This window comes from Amphritea balenae (genome assembly GCF_003858655.1).
GTDB lineage: Bacteria > Pseudomonadota > Gammaproteobacteria > Pseudomonadales > Balneatricaceae > Amphritea > Amphritea balenae.
The window spans coordinates 196,709-214,263 of the sequence record NZ_RQXV01000008.1 but is presented as its reverse complement, the minus strand read 5'-3'; the positions used below and the strand labels follow the sequence as shown (position 1 = coordinate 214,263).

General features: G+C 47.3%; 17 protein-coding genes. 7 read left to right on the top strand and 10 right to left on the bottom strand.

What is annotated here, in order from left to right; genetic code table 11:
• Positions 1–14: 14 nt before the first annotated feature.
• From fis to aroQ, 7 genes are all read right to left on the bottom strand, one after another.
• Positions 15–299 (bottom strand): DNA-binding transcriptional regulator Fis, encoded by a 285-nt coding sequence (fis, locus tag EHS89_RS14835; protein ID WP_188885289.1) that lies wholly within the window; start codon positions 297–299, stop codon positions 15–17.
• Positions 300–326: 27 nt separating this feature from the next.
• Positions 327–1,313 carry a tRNA dihydrouridine synthase DusB gene (dusB, locus tag EHS89_RS14830; protein WP_124926938.1) on the bottom strand — a complete coding sequence of 329 codons (987 nt, stop codon included), beginning with the start codon at positions 1,311–1,313 and terminating at the stop codon, positions 327–329.
• 186 nt (positions 1,314–1,499) lie between these two features.
• Complete coding sequence (locus tag EHS89_RS14825) at positions 1,500–3,164, bottom strand: DUF3426 domain-containing protein (RefSeq protein ID WP_124926937.1); 1,665 nt, start codon at positions 3,162–3,164, stop codon at positions 1,500–1,502.
• Positions 3,165–3,240: 76 nt separating this feature from the next.
• On the bottom strand, positions 3,241–4,134 hold the full coding sequence (gene prmA / locus EHS89_RS14820) for a 50S ribosomal protein L11 methyltransferase (RefSeq protein WP_124926936.1): 894 nt from the start codon (positions 4,132–4,134) through the stop codon (positions 3,241–3,243).
• Positions 4,135–4,237: 103 nt separating this feature from the next.
• A complete protein-coding gene (gene accC / locus EHS89_RS14815; RefSeq protein WP_124926935.1) occupies positions 4,238–5,581 on the bottom strand; it encodes an acetyl-CoA carboxylase biotin carboxylase subunit in 1,344 nt (447 codons plus the stop codon).
• 25 nt (positions 5,582–5,606) lie between these two features.
• Positions 5,607–6,050 (bottom strand): acetyl-CoA carboxylase biotin carboxyl carrier protein, encoded by a 444-nt coding sequence (gene accB / locus EHS89_RS14810; protein ID WP_124926934.1) that lies wholly within the window; start codon positions 6,048–6,050, stop codon positions 5,607–5,609.
• A gap of 28 nt (positions 6,051–6,078) precedes the next feature.
• Positions 6,079–6,522 (bottom strand): type II 3-dehydroquinate dehydratase, encoded by a 444-nt coding sequence (gene aroQ, locus EHS89_RS14805; protein ID WP_124926933.1) that lies wholly within the window; start codon positions 6,520–6,522, stop codon positions 6,079–6,081.
• Positions 6,523–6,860: 338 nt separating this feature from the next.
• Here aroQ and EHS89_RS14800 point away from each other — a divergent pair, with 338 nt between their 5' ends.
• The 4 genes from EHS89_RS14800 (at position 6,861) to EHS89_RS14785 (ending at position 11,021) form a co-directional block, all read left to right on the top strand.
• Entirely contained in the window at positions 6,861–7,904 is a 1,044-nt protein-coding gene (locus tag EHS89_RS14800; protein ID WP_124926932.1) for a DUF2333 family protein, read from the top strand.
• Between the two features lie 96 nt (positions 7,905–8,000).
• A complete protein-coding gene (locus EHS89_RS14795; protein WP_124926931.1) occupies positions 8,001–8,765 on the top strand; it encodes a ParA family protein in 765 nt (254 codons plus the stop codon).
• Positions 8,766–9,025: 260 nt separating this feature from the next.
• Positions 9,026–9,652, top strand: coding sequence for a uracil phosphoribosyltransferase (upp, locus tag EHS89_RS14790; protein WP_124926930.1), 627 nt, complete (start codon positions 9,026–9,028; stop codon positions 9,650–9,652).
• Positions 9,653–9,701: 49 nt separating this feature from the next.
• Positions 9,702–11,021, top strand: a complete 1,320-nt coding sequence (locus tag EHS89_RS14785; protein ID WP_124926929.1) for a uracil-xanthine permease family protein — start codon at positions 9,702–9,704, stop codon at positions 11,019–11,021.
• A gap of 101 nt (positions 11,022–11,122) precedes the next feature.
• Here the strand turns inward: EHS89_RS14785 and EHS89_RS14780 are convergent, their stop codons facing one another.
• Positions 11,123–11,383 carry a hypothetical protein gene (locus tag EHS89_RS14780; protein ID WP_124926928.1) on the bottom strand — a complete coding sequence of 87 codons (261 nt, stop codon included), beginning with the start codon at positions 11,381–11,383 and terminating at the stop codon, positions 11,123–11,125.
• Between the two features lie 235 nt (positions 11,384–11,618).
• Between EHS89_RS14780 and EHS89_RS14775 the strand changes: the two genes are divergently transcribed.
• Both EHS89_RS14775 and EHS89_RS14770 read left to right on the top strand, forming a co-directional pair.
• Positions 11,619–12,470 (top strand): 3-hydroxybutyryl-CoA dehydrogenase, encoded by an 852-nt coding sequence (locus EHS89_RS14775; protein ID WP_124926927.1) that lies wholly within the window; start codon positions 11,619–11,621, stop codon positions 12,468–12,470.
• Between the two features lie 614 nt (positions 12,471–13,084).
• Complete coding sequence (locus EHS89_RS14770; protein ID WP_124926926.1) at positions 13,085–14,233, top strand: hypothetical protein; 1,149 nt, start codon at positions 13,085–13,087, stop codon at positions 14,231–14,233.
• A gap of 109 nt (positions 14,234–14,342) precedes the next feature.
• On the opposite strand, the gene EHS89_RS14765 is transcribed toward EHS89_RS14770, so the two are convergent.
• Both EHS89_RS14765 and EHS89_RS14760 read right to left on the bottom strand, forming a co-directional pair.
• Positions 14,343–15,518, bottom strand: coding sequence for a vWA domain-containing protein (locus EHS89_RS14765; protein ID WP_124926925.1), 1,176 nt, complete (start codon positions 15,516–15,518; stop codon positions 14,343–14,345).
• Positions 15,519–15,531: 13 nt separating this feature from the next.
• A complete protein-coding gene (locus EHS89_RS14760; protein WP_124926924.1) occupies positions 15,532–16,377 on the bottom strand; it encodes an AAA family ATPase in 846 nt (281 codons plus the stop codon).
• A 194-nt stretch (positions 16,378–16,571) separates the two neighbouring features.
• Here EHS89_RS14760 and EHS89_RS14755 point away from each other — a divergent pair, with 194 nt between their 5' ends.
• Complete coding sequence (locus EHS89_RS14755; protein ID WP_124926923.1) at positions 16,572–17,498, top strand: DUF808 domain-containing protein; 927 nt, start codon at positions 16,572–16,574, stop codon at positions 17,496–17,498.
• The last annotated feature ends 57 nt before the right edge of the window (positions 17,499–17,555 follow it).

The following is a 17,555-nucleotide window of genomic DNA, read 5'->3' as shown; positions in this document are numbered from 1 at the left end:
TAGAAAAAAGTTACTTACAGTAAGCCGTACTGCTTGAGTTTCTTACGTAAGGTTCCGCGGTTCAGCCCCAGCAGTTCTGATGCTTTGGTCTGGTTGTCGCGTGTGTAAGTCATAACAGCTTCGAATAGCGGAGCTTCAATTTCTGTCAGTACCATCTGGTAAACATCGGTGACCGGCTGGCCATCCAGTTGACGGAAATAGTTATTCATCGATACCTGTACACTGTCTCGCAGAGTACGTTCCTGAACATCAATGTTCTCAATATTTGTTACTTGTGTATTCAATGTATTGTTATCCACTACATAAACCTAAATATGAACCGTCACTCAAGCTGCATGTACAGCCTGATCCAGGGTGGAAAAAAATGCCCTGATAGCTTCCTGCTGTGGTGCGGTTTCTTCTAATTGATTAAATTCTTTTCTAAACTCAGTAACGCCCAGTTTATCTTTCAGATACCAGCCAACATGCTTGCGGGCGATTCTGATGCCAAGGTAATCACCATAAAAACGGTACAGGGCCTGGAGGTGTTCCAATAATGTATCTCGGACCTCCTCGCGACCGGGGGCAGGTAATTGATTCCCGGTTTTGAGGTAGTGACTTATTTCGCGAAAAATCCAGGGATTACCCTGGGCAGCGCGCCCCAGCATCACAGCATCTGCACCGGTATAATCCAGTATCTGGCGCGCTTTTTTAGCCGAGTTAATATCACCGTTGGCATAGAGAGGGATGTCTATCGCTTTACGAATAGCGGCAATAGTGTCGTATTCAGCTTCACCCCGATAACCACATGCCCGGGTCCGGCCGTGAACGGCCAGCGCTTTAATTCCAGCATCTTCAGCAATACGGGCGATGGTTTCGCCGTTACGGTTCTCAGTATCCCAGCCGGTACGTATTTTTAATGTAACGGGCAGGTCAACTGCAGCAACCGTTGCCTGGAGAATATCTGCAACCAGTTGTTCATCCTTAAGCAGGGCGGAACCTGCCGCTTTATTACAGACTTTCTTCGCCGGACAACCCATATTAATGTCGATAATATGAGCGCCATTTGCGGCATTAACCCGCGCGGCTTCGGCCATCATGTCAGGATCACCACCGGCAATCTGAACGACATGAAGGCTTTCATTCTGGTCTTTCTGCAATCGCAAACTGGACTTGCGGGTATTCCACAGGCGGGTATCAGAGGTAATCATTTCGGAAACCACCATGCCAGCGCCCAGTCGTTTGCACAACTGGCGAAATGGCAGATCAGTTACACCGGCCATCGGTGCCAGTATTACCTGACTGTCAATGGCGTGCTGTCCGATATGAAACATATCCAACCCCGATTTTGAAGAAATAGCTGCCCGTGACAATCTAAATGAATGCCCAGATACAGCCGTTTGGAAGGCGGACAATAATACCCTTTCGCCTGCAGTGGGCCAAGGACTTTTTGATGGTTTTTTGATCATTGTTAGTATTGCAAAATGATCAAAAAATGCTAGAGGAGGGCGAGTTAAGGGCTATTGGCTATCTGACTGGCGGGTATAGTTACGCTGATCTTTAACCGGATCTGGTTTTTTAAGAATGGCTTCATAACTGACTGCACGCTGGCCAGGATCAAGAATGTTAAAACTAATCTGTACTGGAATAGCAGTGGGCATCTGCATTGGCTCGGCAACTTTTGTATTCAGAAAGTCTTTGGGTTGAAAAGTTCGTTGGCTAATCTGTTGCCCTTTTCGATCAGAGAATGACAGCTGTACTGCGGGGTATGGCTGAATGAAGCCCGCATGGTTTTCCAGTAACAGGTCGACCGTCAGTGCTCCCTGATATTCTTTGTGATTTCTCACAATCAGTTGTCGGGTTGAGATGGCTGAGAGTACGATTGGTACTTCCAGATTGCAGGGCAGTTGATTGCAAATGCTCTGATAAGCAGGCGTTAGTTCAGTTATGACGCTTAGGTTTTGTCGGTTGAACCATAGATACTGGCCCGCCAGTAAGATGATTAAAGCCAATGACGCCAGAGACCAACCGATAGGGCGCTGCTGCTTCTCCCGGATAGTTTTGATCATTACCGGTTCTGTTTTAAAAGGTCTTACAGAAGCCTTCGGGCTGGTTGAACCTGTGTTCTGATGCAGCTCTGGATTGTTTAATTCTGAATCATTAGCTAGCTCAGGGCTGCTAGTTAGCTCAAGACTGCTTTTAAGCTCAGGGCTGTTAGTTGGCTCAGGGCTGTTGTTGGACTCGAGGCTGCTATCAGGTTCGGGGCTGCTAGTTAGCTCAAGGCTGCTGTTGGACTCAAGGCTGCTATTGGGCTCAGGGCTGCTAGTTAGCCCAAGGCTGCTGTTGGACTCAAGGTTGCTATCAGGCTCAGGGCTGCTTTTATGCTCAGGGTTGTTGTTGGGCTCCAGACTGCTATCTGGCTCAGGGTTGTTTATTAGCTCGTGGCCGCTACTCATCTCAGATTCATAGCCAGAAGAAGTCGAAAGGCTTTCGTCCACTGTTGAAGCTGTATCTGTATCTATATCAGGTGATGTTGCCTGGTTAGCGGGGATTTCCCGATCAGGCTTGCCAGTCTGACTGGGAAGTGCTTCTGGTGATACAGTGTTTTTTATTTCGCCAATAAGCTTCTGAACCGGCTGTTCCAGATCTGCATCACTCGGCTCCGGGACACAAAGATCTGAATTGCCTGGTTCTGAATTGCCTGGTTCTGAATTACCTGGCTCTGCATCAACAGGCATTGCATCAACTGGTATGGAGTTATCGGACTCTGGATCAAAGGTGTCGGATTCGACATCATAATGACCCGACATGAGCTCCTCAATCGCGTGTTCAGTATATTCTGTATCGATATCAGAAAATGACTTTGTTGGAGCTTCAAAATCGGGCAGCTTCAGCTCATTGAAGAGTGATTCATGCGGTTGTTTCGAAAGGGCGGAAGTATTTTTTATAGCAGCTCCTCTTGTAGGTGCTTCTGTCGTCGCTTCCTTTATAGACTCTGTCTGTTTCGCTGTTTCCTGCAGTAATTCAACAGTGTCTGGGATATCGTCGCAGCGATAAACTTCTGCGTTAAATACCTCCAGACAAGAGCCGCAACGTACCTTGCCGTTGGCAATTTTTAGTTGCCCTTTGGTGACCTGAAACCTTGTGGTACAGGCCGGGCATTCGGTGATGATGTAACGGCTCATTAAATTAACTACTTGTCCCTTAAGATCTGTCTCTAATACACATAGTTGTTAGCGTTATTCCCTTAACGGTTTTGGTTTATAGCTTAGTGCCGGAAATGCGAATCCAGCCCTCTTTATCAACCGCAGGAGTGAGCGCGAAGTGCTTGCCATAAGCGTTGATGATTTCTTCTTCCTGTTCGCTAAGTAAACCTGAAAGCACCAGTTGACCACCGGTTTTACAAAGTTTGGTTAAGGTTGGTGCCAGTTCAACTAAAGGGCCGGCAAGAATATTGGCGACCACCAGATCGGCTTGCTCATCCGGTGTGTTTTCCGGCAGATAAGCGTTTAGCCTGTCTTTGTCCAGTTGATTGCGTTGCATATTATCCAGGCTTGCATCCAGGGCCTGAAGGTCGATATCGACAGCGGTTACATGAGTCGCACCTAACAGCAGGGTGGCAATACCCAGAATACCTGAACCACAGCCGTAGTCGATAACCTGCTTGTTCTCTAATGGCAGGCTGTCAAGAAACTCGAGGCAAAGGGCTGTTGTCGGGTGTGTTCCTGTACCAAAGGCCAGACCTGGATCGAGCATAAGATTGACTGCATCCGGATCGGGTACTTCTTTCCAGCTAGGGCATACCCAGAGTCGCTTGCCGAACTGCATTGGATGGTAGTTGTCCATCCATTCTCTTTCCCAGTCTTTATCTTCCAGAATTTCTGTTTTCATTTTCGGGAAAGGAGTATTTGGGAACAGCTGAGTGTGAGAGTCGTGCAAGAATGTGCGAGTTGCTTCCAGGTCATGGTCAGCAGAAAAGAGTCCCGTTAGTACTGTATTGCTCCAGAGCGGGGTTGTACCCAGATCCGGTTCAAAGATCGGCTGATCTTCGCGGTCTTGTAATGTAACAGCGGCACAGCCTGCAGCGAGTAGCAGGTCTTCATACTGCTCAGCATTGTCCGGCAAAACATCCAGTTTGATCTGTAACCAGGGCATCTATCGGTCCTTATAAACAATGGTATATATGTTTTATAGCAAGAGCATCAGATGAAAAAAAGCCTCCGTAAGGAGGCTTTTAAAAGAACTGATCGGGCATTAATTAATCAAGGCCCAATTTTTTCTCAAGATAATGGATGTTAACTCCACCTTCGGCGAAGTTGGCATCTTTTACAATATCCTGATGCAATGGGATATTGCTACGGATACCTTCAATCAGCATCTCATCCAGCGCGATTTCCATCCGCTTTAATGCAATCTCTCGGGTTTCACCAAAAGTGATTAGCTTAGCGATCAGGGAATCATAGTGAGGTGGCACACTGTAGCCACTGTACAGATGAGAATCGACACGTACACCGATACCGCCGGGTGCATGGAAGTGTTTCACATGACCGGGGCAAGGCATAAATGTAACAGGATCTTCTGCATTAATACGGCACTCAATCGAGTGGCCTTGCAGTTTGATATCTTCCTGCTTGATGCTTAGAGGCAATCCAGAAGCGATCAATAGCTGCTCTTTAACGATATCAACGCCGGTTACCATCTCAGAAACCGGGTGTTCTACCTGAACACGGGTATTCATCTCGATAAAGTAGAATCCACCATCTTCGTACAGGAACTCAAAGGTTCCTGCGCCGCGATAGTTGATTTCGACACAGGCATCAACACAGCTTTGTAGAACCTGAGCACGTGCTTCAGGATCTAATTGCGGTGCAGGAGCTTCTTCGACAACCTTCTGATGGCGACGCTGCAGTGAACAGTCGCGGTCATACAGATGTACTGCGTTACCCTGGCCATCGGACAGAACCTGAACTTCCACGTGACGTGGGTTTTCCAGGAACTTCTCCATGTATACCGTATCGTCACCAAAGGCCGCTTTCGCTTCGGCTTTAGTCACATAGATAGCATTCAGCAGGCTGGCTTCGCTATGAACGACGCGCATACCTCGACCACCACCACCGGCGGCCGCTTTGATAATAACCGGGTAACCGATACGACGTGCGATTTCGATAACCTTATCGCCATCTTCCGGCAGTTCGCCGTCGGAACCAGGTACGGTTGGTACACCGGCACGCTGCATCGCTTCAATGGCAGCAACTTTATCGCCCATTACACGGATAGTTTCCGCTTTAGGACCGATAAAAGCGAAGCCGCTCTGTTCAACGCGTTCAGCGAAATCAGCATTTTCAGCCAGGAAACCGTAACCCGGGTGGATACCCATCGAGTCGGTTACTTCGGCAGCTGCAATAATAGCCGGTACATTCAGATAACTCTGTGCGGATGATGCAGGGCCGATACATACCGCTTCGTCTGCAAGGCGAACATGCATCAGGTCACGATCCGCTGTGGAGTGGATCGCTACCGTTTTGATGCCCAGCTCTTTACAAGCCCGGAGGATTCGCAGAGCGATCTCACCCCGGTTGGCAATAACAACTTTTTCTAACATGTTGTGAACCTGTCAGGTAGATAGCTTAAACGATAGTAACCAGCGGCTGATCAAACTCAACCGGCTGACCATCTTCAACCAGAATCGCTTCTACAACACCGGACTTATCAGCTTCAATTTGGTTCATCATCTTCATCGCTTCAACGATGCAGATTGGATCGCCCACTTTAACTGTCTGGCCTACTTCAATAAATGAAGGAGAACTTGGTGATGGCGAGCGGTAGAAGGTACCAACCATCGGCGACAGTATTGCATTGTCGTTAGATACAGGTGCTGCCGGAGCAATAGCAGCAGGAGCTGCTACTGGAGCCGGAGCTGCCGCTACAGGAGCTGCAGCAACAGGTGCAGCGGCAATAACATTTGCGCCACGGCTGATGCGAACAGACTCTTCGCCTTCTTTAATTTCGATCTCGTTGATGTTGGATTCTTCCAGCAGCTCGATCAGCTTTTTTACTTTACGAATATCCATGCTAATGAAATTCTCTATAAATTCGATGTTAAGGGTTTTCAATCCGGCTAATAGCGGACTGTAATGCAAATTCGTAACCCTGGACGCCCAGACCACAGATAACACCCACCGCCACATCTGAAAGATAAGAGTGATGACGGAATGACTCACGGGCATGCACATTTGAGATGTGAATCTCAATAAAAGGTATGGCAACCCCAAGCAGAGCATCGCGCAAAGCAACGCTGGTGTGAGTAAATGCGGCTGGATTGATCAGTATGAAATCGAACTGTTCGTCACGGGCTTTATGAATACGCTCGATCAGGATATGTTCGGCATTGCTTTGCAGGCATTCCAGTTGATGGCCTGCTTGTAAAGCAAGGGTAGAGAGGCGCAGGTTAATATCTTGTAATGTATCGGCACCATAAACTTCAGGCTCGCGCGTACCGAGCAAGTTAAGGTTTGGACCGTTAAGAACAAGTATTTTAGCCATTAAATAAGCCTCATATAACGCAAGATCGCGACCAATGGGTATAAGAGACCGAATATTTTGCCGTAAAAGCCAAACAGTGTAAACAACTTTGCTACTTATTGTGTTTTAACATCAGTTTTCCCGACGTTCTGTATGCTTTCTGATCAGAGTTTGACTTAGGTCTATGTTTTTTTAGGGTAGATGACGGGCTACTTTAAAACCCCCTTTTAAGCCCCATATCACTTATACTGTGGCTTTGCGGGCTGAGTCATTGACCCGCTTTGTTAAATCGGACATATTGCAGTGCAATAACGAGCTGTTTAAAACTTAGTACTGGCTACATTGTTAAAGGAAATACCATGGATATGTTGCAACGTTGGTGGTTTATGTTCTGGGATAAACTGGTCGCAATGACAGGGAGTGTCAGAGGATTGGGAACCGTAGGTGTAGCGCTTGGGCTCTACCTGCTGATCTCTGTGGTGGTGGGAATATGGTGGAGTTTTGAGCCGGATTCGTTTGAGGTTGAGCCGGTGATGGTGCAGACCGCAGAAGGTGCTGAAAAGCCGGTAATTGGCTCTGCCACAGTATCCAGCCTGATTACTATTACCGAGACGCTGTTAGATAAGCCCGGTGGCTATCTTTCAAATGATCGTCTGCCCCCGGGCCTTTGGCTTGATAATGTGCCTAACTGGGAGTTTGGTGTGTTAGTTCAGGCGCGGGATATGTCCCGGGCAATGCGCAAAGATTTTAGTCGTTCTCAGTCTCAGTCAACTGAAGATGTTGATCTTAAAGAAGCGGAGCCACTGCTGCATTTTGATAACGATAGCTGGATCCTGCCATCCAGTGAAGGTGAGTACAAAAAATCACTGAAGTATCTGCGTGCCTATGAGGCTCGCCTGATCGATCCACAGCAGCAGAACGCACAGTTTTATGCCCGTGCAGATAATCTGCGGGGTTGGCTGGCGGATGTCTCTACCCGTTTGGGTAGCTTGTCTCAGCGTTTGAGTGCAAGTGTTGGTCAGAAGCGGGTGAATACTGATCTGGCCGGTGAAGCCGGGGCGCGTCAGTCAACCGATAATGCCGCTGAGCTTGAAGTTAAAACTGGCTGGATGGAAATTGATGATGTGTTCTACGAAGCGCGGGGTACAGCCTGGGCGCTGGCTCATCTGCTTAAGGCCGTTGAAGTTGATTTTGCGACATCGCTGGAGAAAAAGAATGCGCTGATCAGTCTGCGCCAGATTATTCGGGAGCTGGAAGCGACTCAGTCGACTATCTGGAGTCCGTTGATTCTTAATGGCACTGAATTTGGTTTGTTAGCCAATCATTCATTAGTGATGGCATCTTATATTTCGCGTGCTAATGCTGCCATTATCGATCTGCGTGCTTTGTTAGAACAAGGCTAACAGGGCAGGCCTGGCGTATCACTCAGTGCTTTATAAATGTGCAAATGAATCTGAGGCTGTTAGCTGGCCTCAGATCTGTCATCTAAGGGAAAAAGTATGATCCGGGTTGTCTTTAATCAGAAGGGTGGTGTAGGTAAATCCAGTATCAGTACTAACCTGGCGGCCATCAGTGCCAATGGTGGGCAGCGTACCCTGGTTATCGATCTGGACCCTCAGTGTAATACCAGTCACTACCTGTTGGGTGAGCAGGTTAATGAAACAGTCGGTGATATTAAAGATTTTTACGAGCAGACCTTGAGCTTTCAGGTTCACCCTAAGCCTGTGACGGATTTTATCCATCGTACGGCATATGAAAATCTGGATTTGTTACCGTCTAATCCTGAGCTGGGCGACTTGCATTCAAAGCTTGAAGCGAAGCACAAAATTTATAAATTGCGGGATGCGTTGTCTAAATTAGGCGAGTACGATGCGGTTTATATCGATACTCCCCCGGCTTTTAATTTTTATACTTTGTCGGCGTTATGCGCGGCTGACAGTTGCCTGATTCCCTTTGATTGTGATGAGTTTTCACGTCAGGCGTTATACAGCCTCATGTATAACGTACAGGAAACCCAGCAGGACCATAATGAGAAACTGCAGATCGAAGGTATAGTGGTAAATCAGTATCAGCCCCGTGCTAATGCCGCCAAATTAATTGTCGAGGCATTACTGGATGATGATCTGCCGGTGCTGGAAAATAAGATCTCTTCTTCCGTTAAGATGAAAGAGTCTCATAATGAATCCATCCCTTTAATTTACTTTGCACCTAAGCATAAGTTAACTATGGAGTTTTTAGCACTCCATGGTGAACTGACAGGTTGAGTTGTCGTCGGTTTGATGTTGATTAGATTTATAAAGCGCGCTTCGGCGTGTTTTTTTATATCTGAATAAAATAAAGGCTGAGTAATCTGTCGGTGTAGTTCTGTTTATTTATCCGACTTTTTGGGCATTTTTTAATGCCTGCCATCTAAGACTTTTAGTTTAGATGGGAGTATCATACCGGGAATTTTGCGGCTTGTTGGACGGAGATCCCGTCTGGTTTGCGTTCCCTTATCCTGACGCCTTGAAGTGAGAACCCTGCGATGCGTATTAATGAGATTAACCACCCTCTGGTAAAACATAAAATCGCCCTGATGCGTGCTGATAAGATCAGTACCCGTGGCTTTCGTCAGTTAGCGGCCGAAGTGGGCAGCTTGCTGACCTATGAAGCGACTAAAGACCTGACGACTGAAGAGTATCAGTTTGAAGGCTGGTGTGGCGAAATGACCGGTGAGCGGATCAAGGGTAAGAAGGTGACGGTAGTGCCTATTCTGCGTGCTGGTATTGGTATGCTGGACGGTGTTCTGGATCTTATACCTAGCGCCAAGATCAGTGTGGTTGGTTTGTATCGTGATGAAGAAACCCTTGAGCCTGTTGCTTATTTTGAGAAGCTAACCAGCGAGATGGATGAGCGGATGGCGTTGGTTATTGATCCAATGCTGGCAACTGGCGGATCCATGAATGCAACTATCGACATGTTGAAAAAAGCCGGTTGTACACAGATTAAAGCATTGGTCCTGGTGGCGGCGCCTGAAGGTGTGAAGGCGGTCAATGAAGCGCATCCCGATGTTGAGCTATTCACAGCAGCAGTTGATAGCCACCTGAATGAAAACGGTTACATTATCCCTGGGCTTGGTGATGCCGGCGATAAGATTTTTGGTACTAAGTAAGCACTGAATGTAAGTACTTAATCTTTAATCTTAGGAAAGGGGAGCTAAGATGAACCCGACTTCAAATTCTCGGCCCGGTGATCTGGACGGTACCGAGCCTATGTGGCGTACCGTACTAGCGGGCTCGCAGATGTTGTTTGTAGCCTTTGGTGCGTTGGTGCTAATGCCGCTGCTGACCGGCATGGATCCAAGTGTTGCGCTGTTTACAGCCGGCCTGGGTACGCTGATATTTCAGTTTGTGACTAAACGTCAGGTGCCGGTATTTCTGGCTTCTTCGTTTGTTTTCATTGCACCTATTATCTACAGCACCCAAACCTGGGGTATGCCTGCCACAATGGGGGCCTTGTTCTGTGCAGGTCTGGTGTACATGGCGTTGGCGGTGTTGGTGAAATTCCGTGGAGCGGGCTTTTTGCACCGTATATTGCCGCCCGTCGTTGTCGGACCGGTGATTATGGTTATAGGCCTCGGATTAGCCCCTATTGCTGTAAATATGGCGATGGGTAAAGCGGGTGATGGTTCAGTCGAACTATTTCCTTACGTTGATGCGATGATTGTCTCTATGTCAGCACTGCTGACGACATTGTTGGTGGCCACATTTGGTCAGGGTATATTCCGCTTACTGCCAATTATGGCGGGTGTGGTCGTGGGTTACATCATGGCCAACTTCTTCGGTATGGTGGATTATCAGATCGTTAATGATGCTGCATTTATTGCGGTGCCGGCTTTTACCCTGCCTGAATTTCACTGGCAGGCCATTTTGTTCATGATTCCGGTAGCGATTGCACCAGCGATTGAACATGTGGGTGATGTGCTGGCGATTGGTAGTGTTACCGGTAAAGATTATATTAAAAAACCGGGCTTGCACCGCACTTTGTTTGGTGACGGTATCGCAACCTCTGCAGCGGCGATGTTTGGTGGTCCACCGAATACAACATACTCTGAAGTGACAGGCGCTGTAATGCTGACCCGTTCATTCAACCCTATGATTATGATCTGGGCGGCGGTGTTTGCTATTTTACTGGCCTTTGTTGCTAAGTTTGGAGTGCTGCTACAAACCATTCCTGCACCGGTAATGGGCGGTATTCTGATTCTGTTGTTTGGCTCTATCGCTGCGGTAGGTTTGAACACCCTTATCAAGTCTAAAGTTGATATGGCTGAGCAACGTAATCTGGTGATTGTTGCTACAACACTGGTGTTCGGAATTGGTGGAATGTCTATCGGTACAGGTGGCTTCAGTATGCAGGGCGTAAGCTTGTGCGGCATCGTGGCTATTGTCCTGAATCTGGTCCTGCCTATGACTAAACCGGTTGAGGAAAGCCTTCAGCAAGAGCAGGAAGTCGTTGATGATCTGATTGATCACCTTAAGTGAGCTAATCAGACATAATAAAAAAACCGGCCATTGGCCGGTTTTTTTTGTGCTGAAGTCTTGCTGCTACTAAGTTGTGCTCAGGGCTGTGCTCAGAACTGGGCTCAGGGCTGCTTTCGGGTCTGTATCAGGTAACGAATAATAAGCACACCACTGGCGACAAAGCTGAGTGCTGCACCATAGGTGAAGCCGATAGCAATGCTAAGATAGGTCGTGTCCATTGGCTCAGCGCCATCAACACCTTTTCCCATCGGTATATCGATAAACAGATAGCCGTATGCGATGCCCAAAGCCAGGCAGAGCAGCAGCAGCTTAAATATGTTGAGGAGTAATTTTTTTCCGGGACCTGGTTGCTGCGTATTCATCGTCTTTCCTGTTGCTGTATTTCTAGCCGCTGTGTTCGAAGTAAATTGTTTAAAGCCACGGTGGAGGCCTGTTTTCGGCTGGGATGATCTTAGTATGCCCTCAATACCTAATCAATAAATTAGCCGATCTCAAGAGTGAAAGATAAATTAATAGGGGTATCCCCTTATTTTTGTATTGCCTTTGATGCTGGGTGATGGAACACTGTGGGCAGTTTTTTAAGAGGATAGGTGTAGCATGACAATTAAAAGCTTTGGTGTGGTTGGTGCAGGACAGATGGGTGGTGGTATCGCTCAGGTTGCGGCTTGTTCCGGTTTTGATGTGGTTCTTTTTGATCTGAATGAAGCCGCACTTGAACGTGGAGTGGGGGTGATCGCTGGTAGTCTGGCGCGGATGGTTAAGAAAGAGAAGCTAAGCCAGAGCGAAGCAGATCAGGCGCTGTCCCGTATTAAGCAAACCACAGCGATGTCTGACATGTCTGTGGTTGATATCGTGGTGGAAGCGGCCAGTGAAGATGAAGAGATCAAGAAAACTATTTTCCGTAATCTTGATGAAATCTGTAAGCCGGGGGCTATCCTGGCAACTAATACCTCATCTATCTCTATCACCCGTTTGGCGGCGGTAACATCCCGGCCTGGGCAAGTGATCGGTATGCATTTCATGAACCCTGTGCCGATGATGCAGTTAGTGGAAGTCATTCGCGCTTTGCAGACTGAAGATGCTGTGTTTGATGCGGTTAATCAGTTATCACTGGATATGAATAAAGTACCGGTCGATGTGAATGATGCGCCGGGCTTTGTCTCCAACCGTATTCTGATGCCAATGATCAATGAAGCGGTATTCTGCCGTTATGAGAACATTGCCACGGCTGAAGAGATCGACACCGTAATGAAGCTGGGTATGAGCCATCCTATGGGGCCGCTTGCATTAGCGGACCTGATCGGTCTGGATACCTGTCTGAGTATTATGCAGGTACTGTACGATAACTTTAAAGATTCTAAGTATCGTCCATGCCCGCTATTGGTACAGATGGTTGATGCTGGTTATCTGGGCCGTAAATCCGGACGTGGTTTTTATCAGTACGATTAAAGCCTGAGGGCGGTATAGCTTTGATAAGCTATTTAGTTAATAAAACGGGCCTAGGCCCGTTTTTTTATTTGGACAGGTTTTAGCTATTGTCCTTCATCTGAATTATTTTCTTTCTCTTCTCTTCTCTTCTCTTCTTATTTGATTTCATAAAGCCCGATAGACGGGTGTGACTGAGCATTATCAGGCCCGGTTCTTGCAGATTATCTATTACTATTTTTTAACAGGTGCTACCCACCCAGTGTCGCGATATGGCTGAAATGAACAGCCAGATAGCATACTAATTGCTATATCTGCTGGGCTATCAGTCAATAACCACGAAGGGTTCAGGTGGCTCATATCAGAGGAGAGAGTTATCGATTTAAGTTCAAATAACGATTAATCCAATCAAGTAACTACGTATGAGGTGGCTTTTATTACTGGCTTTTATAGTCGGTAGGGTCCTCTGTTGCCGAATGAATCTGAAGAGGCGGCAGTAATATTCCTCATGCCATAAATCCCCGTTAACGACTGCTTTAGTTGGCAGCTAGGGCGGGATTGTTGCGCCCTGAAAAAGTATTTGCTGTTGATGTAATTCTAACGGTATGGGTTCTATTGTCTGAAAATGGAGTAACAGAATGATTATAAAGACCAGTAACATGCATATGAGTGCAGAGCATCAGAAGTCTGAATATATGGCGATGTCCCGTACCTTAGATACTGACGCACTGATAAATGGTTTTAGTGCGCAAATGTTGGAGGTTCAGGCGAGAAATGAACACACCCGACTGCAGTTAGCCAGTCGTTCTTTTGGCGGGATAACGACCGATACTTCACAGTCAGGTTCATTTTTACTGATGGCGGATGCTGGCTCGGGGTTCCGGGTAACGGACAATGCGGATAAGTATGATCGGCAGGAGGATGAGGTCAGGGCCAGGCTATGGCAAAGCCTGCTGAATGCGATTCAATCAGAGAGGACTCCGGGGTTTAGTGTTGATGAGACTCTGTCTCCGTTTGCTGTTGCACCTGGGGATGCTGCGTCTAAAGACTCTGCATCTGGAAATGTCGGTGGTGAGTACTCTACAGGGCAGACTGTAGAGCCATCTGCAGAATTAAGGCCTCTGTCATTGCAGATGAGATTTCGGGTTAGTGAAACAATCGAAGAGTACGAGTGCAGCAGCTTTAGTAGTTGCGGCAAGGTAACCACCGCGGATGGTCAATCTATCGAATTTGATCTTAATATGACGATGGAGCGCAGCTATTCAGCCGTTCGTGACTACGAGGTTATTCAGGAGGTGGCCTTTACTGATCCGCTGGTGCTTAATTTTGACGGAAATTACGCTGACCTAAGCGATGAAAAGTATGAATTTGATCTGGATGCTGATGGCGATAAAGAGTTGATCAGCTATCTGTCAGGCAATAGCGGTATGTTAGCTCTGGATAAAAACAGTGATGGTATTATCAATGATGGTTCGGAGCTGTTTGGCGCGTTAACCGGTAACGGGTTTGCGGAGCTGGCCCGTTATGATGAAGATGCCAATGGTTTTATTGATGAGGCCGATGCTATTTATGATGAGTTACTTATCTGGAATAAAGGCCCTGAAAGTGAATCTCTTACGAGTCTTAAGGAACATGATGTTGGAGCTATCTACTTAGGTTCCACAGATACACCTTTCGATATTAAAGGTGAAGATAATCAGCATAATGGTCGGGTGAGAGCCAGTGGGGTGTATTTGACTGACGCCGGTGATGTGGGGACTTTGCAGCAGATAGATATGGTGGTGTAGAGAGTAAAATATATCGCCATTTAGTGCAGTGAAACACTGTCGCTGCCGTTATATTTAAGGCCCGGAGTTGCAGCTCCGGGCCTGTTTTTTATTTCCTCAGCTGAGAATGCTATTTGGACAGATAGCGTATCCCGTCCTCCATGCCTTCCAGCGTCAGCGGATACATCTTGTTGCCCATGATCTGTTTGATCATCTGGGTGCTGGCTGTGTACTGCCAGTAACGGGGATGGCTGGGGTTAAGCCATATCGCTTTGTCCCAGTTATCCAGTATCCGTTGTAGCCACACCGCGCCGGATTCAGGATTGCGGTGCTCGACGCTACCGAAACGCTCGCTGACTTCATACGGTGCCATAGATGCATCACCAATAAAGATAACCCGGTAGTCACGCCCATAGGTATGCAGCAGATCGAAGGTATCGATATGCTCATTCCAGCGCCGCTTATTATCCTTCCATACTCGTTCATAGACGCAGTTGTGAAAGTAGAAATACTCCAGATGCTTGAATTCGGTTCGCGCCGCAGAGAATAGTTGCTCACACTGCTTGATATAAGGGTCCATAGAGCCGCCTACATCAAAGAACAGAAGTACTTTTGCGGCATTGTGCCGTTCTGGTACCATTTTCAGATCCAGCAGACCGGCATTGTTAGCGGTGGAGCGAATGGTATCGTCCAGATCCAGCTCTTCGGCAGCGCCGGTACGGGCGAACTTACGTAGTTTGCGTAATGCGACTTTAATATTGCGTGTGCCGAGTTCGACACTGTCATCCAGATCTTTGAACTGACGTTTTTCCCAGACTTTGACGGCTCGCTTGTGTTTGCTTTCACCGCCAATGCGAACGCCTTCGGGGTTGTAGCCACTGTGGCCAAAGGGTGATGTACCACCGGTGCCTATCCATTTGCTTCCGCCAGCGTGGCGTTTTTTCTGTTCTTCAAAGCGCTTGGCCAGCGTTTCCATCAGTTTATCCAGGCCGCCCAGTCGCTCAATCTCGGCTTTTTCTTCATCGCTGAGGTTCTTGATAAAGTCAGATTCAAGCCATTGCTCAGGCACAACGTTATCAAAAGGATCAGGTAGCTCCGCAAGGCCTTTAAAGTAATGACCAAAAGCCAGATCAAAACGATCAAAGTACTTTTCATCTTTCACCAGGCAGGTACGCGCTAATAGATAGAAGTCATCCCAACTACCAAACGCAAGATTCTTTTCTAATGCTTCCAGCAGCGTAAGAAGCTCTTTGATGGTTACCGGCACCTGCGCTTTACGCAGGGTGTAGAAAAAGTCGACTAGCATAGTTCAGACCGGCTTAACGGTTTTCGCGACGAGCCATAAAGGCCAGACGCTGAAGCATGTGAACATCCTGCTCATTTTTTAGCAGAGCACCGTATAGTGGGGGGATGGCCTGGGAGTTATCTCTGTTTTGTAGCAGATCGGCGGGAATGTTATCCGCCAGTAAAAGCTTAAGCCAGTCGATCAGTTCGGAGGTTGAAGGCTTTTTCTTTAGTCCGTTAATTTCCCGTACCTGAAAGAATATCTCCAGCGCTTCATTAACCAGATTTTGTTGGATCGTGGGGAAGTGAACATCCACAATCTGCTTCATTGTTTCAGCATCCGGGAAGTTGATGTAATGAAAGAAACAGCGGCGCAGGAATGCATCAGGCAGTTCTTTTTCATTATTACTGGTAATGATTATGATCGGGCGCTGTTTAGCGACAACCCGTTCACCTGTTTCGTAAACGCTGAACTCCATCTTATCCAGTTCAACCAGTAGGTCGTTAGGGAATTCGATATCCGCTTTATCGATCTCATCGATCAGTAATACGACCTGTTCTTCAGAGTCGAATGCCTGCCATAGCATCCCTTGTTTAATATAGTTGGCGATATCGTGGACCCGGTCATCACCTAGTTGGGAGTCCCGCAGGCGGGATACCGCGTCATATTCATAGAGTCCTTGCTGAGCTTTAGTCGTAGATTTTATATGCCAGCGTAGCAGTTTCTTGCCAAAAGCCTGGGCGACTTCTTCTGCCAGCATGGTTTTACCAGTACCTGGCTCACCCTTTATCAGGAGTGGGCGTTGCAAAGTGGCTGCTGCATTAACTGCCATCCGCAGATCATCAGTGGCGACGTAGCGCTCGGTACCTTCAAACTTCATCGGACATTACCCTTAGTGTGACTATTACGAAAGATTCTGATTTTAACAGAAAAAATGTATCAGGTTTTGTGAGAGAGTTGATAATAAAGGACAAACAATTGCCCTGTTTGTGTTATTTCCAGTTGTTGAGTAGCAGCGATAGTCATTATCTTGAGGTATGCTTTGTTGATTAATGATAGAGGAAAGGGATGTTCATGGCTGGATCCAGCTTACTTGTTCTGATTGATGATATTGCCTCGCTGCTTGATGATGTAGCGGGTATGACTAAAGTGGCCGCGCGTAAAACTGCAGGTGTACTGGGAGATGATCTGGCGCTGAATGCTGAGCAGGTCTCCGGGGTTAAGGCTGATCGTGAGCTGCCGGTTGTCTGGGCAGTAGCGAAAGGCTCGTTATTGAATAAAATAATTCTGGTGCCGGGTGCCCTGGCTATCAGCTACTTCATCCCCTGGCTGATCGTGCCTTTGTTAATGCTGGGGGGATTGTTTCTGTGCTTCGAAGGCTTCGAAAAAGTCGCCCATAAGTTTCTCCACTCCGCTGAAGAAGATGCGGCGCATCGGGCTGAATTGAAGTCAGTATTATCTCAAACTAAGCAGGATGTGCTTGAGTTTGAGAAGCGGAAAATCAAAGGCGCTATTCGTACAGACTTTATTCTCTCAGCAGAAATTATTGTACTGACACTGGGAACGGTTGCGGCTGAACCATTAAAAGTTCAGCTGGGGGTGCTGATCGGTATGTCTATGCTGGTAACTGTGGGCGTGTATGGGCTGGTTGCTGGAATCGTAAAGTTGGACGATCTGGGGCTTTATCTGGCGCAAAAGCCTGAAGCCGGTGCGATAACCCGTAAGTTAGGACAAGGTATACTGGCGACGGCGCCAAAACTGATGAAGGCGTTGTCCGTGGTTGGCACTATTGCAATGTTTATGGTGGGTGGCGGAATTTTAGTGCATGGCTTGCCATTTCTGCATCACTTTATCGAGCATCTTACCGGTGATATGGTGGCTTTAGCCGCAATGTTGCTGCCGATATTGCTTGAGGCGTTAGTTGGGGTAATAGCGGGTGGGTTAGTGCTACTGATTATTGAGCTAAGCAAGAAAATAGTCGGGAAATCTGAAGCGGCATAGATTGTTAATAAGAGCCTGTAGAAAAGAGTCCGAATATAAATGGATGCATAAAAAAAA

Excerpts from the sequence above, each read along its gene's own strand:
- dusB (WP_124926938.1), bottom strand. The coding sequence starts at position 1,313 with ATGTTTCATATCGGACAGCACGCCATTGACAGTCAGGTAATACTGGCA.
- EHS89_RS14825 (WP_124926937.1), bottom strand. The coding sequence starts at position 3,164 with ATGAGCCGTTACATCATCACCGAATGCCCGGCCTGTACCACAAGGTTT.
- prmA (WP_124926936.1), bottom strand. The coding sequence starts at position 4,134 with ATGCCCTGGTTACAGATCAAACTGGATGTTTTGCCGGACAATGCTGAG.
- accC (WP_124926935.1), bottom strand. The coding sequence starts at position 5,581 with ATGTTAGAAAAAGTTGTTATTGCCAACCGGGGTGAGATCGCTCTGCGA.
- accB (WP_124926934.1), bottom strand. The coding sequence starts at position 6,050 with ATGGATATTCGTAAAGTAAAAAAGCTGATCGAGCTGCTGGAAGAATCC.
- aroQ (WP_124926933.1), bottom strand. The coding sequence starts at position 6,522 with ATGGCTAAAATACTTGTTCTTAACGGTCCAAACCTTAACTTGCTCGGT.
- EHS89_RS14800 (WP_124926932.1), top strand. The coding sequence starts at position 6,861 with ATGGATATGTTGCAACGTTGGTGGTTTATGTTCTGGGATAAACTGGTC.
- EHS89_RS14795 (WP_124926931.1), top strand. The coding sequence starts at position 8,001 with ATGATCCGGGTTGTCTTTAATCAGAAGGGTGGTGTAGGTAAATCCAGT.
- upp (WP_124926930.1), top strand. The coding sequence starts at position 9,026 with ATGCGTATTAATGAGATTAACCACCCTCTGGTAAAACATAAAATCGCC.
- EHS89_RS14785 (WP_124926929.1), top strand. The coding sequence starts at position 9,702 with ATGAACCCGACTTCAAATTCTCGGCCCGGTGATCTGGACGGTACCGAG.
- EHS89_RS14780 (WP_124926928.1), bottom strand. The coding sequence starts at position 11,383 with ATGAATACGCAGCAACCAGGTCCCGGAAAAAAATTACTCCTCAACATA.
- EHS89_RS14775 (WP_124926927.1), top strand. The coding sequence starts at position 11,619 with ATGACAATTAAAAGCTTTGGTGTGGTTGGTGCAGGACAGATGGGTGGT.
- EHS89_RS14770 (WP_124926926.1), top strand. The coding sequence starts at position 13,085 with ATGATTATAAAGACCAGTAACATGCATATGAGTGCAGAGCATCAGAAG.
- EHS89_RS14765 (WP_124926925.1), bottom strand. The coding sequence starts at position 15,518 with ATGCTAGTCGACTTTTTCTACACCCTGCGTAAAGCGCAGGTGCCGGTA.
- EHS89_RS14760 (WP_124926924.1), bottom strand. The coding sequence starts at position 16,377 with ATGAAGTTTGAAGGTACCGAGCGCTACGTCGCCACTGATGATCTGCGG.
- EHS89_RS14755 (WP_124926923.1), top strand. The coding sequence starts at position 16,572 with ATGGCTGGATCCAGCTTACTTGTTCTGATTGATGATATTGCCTCGCTG.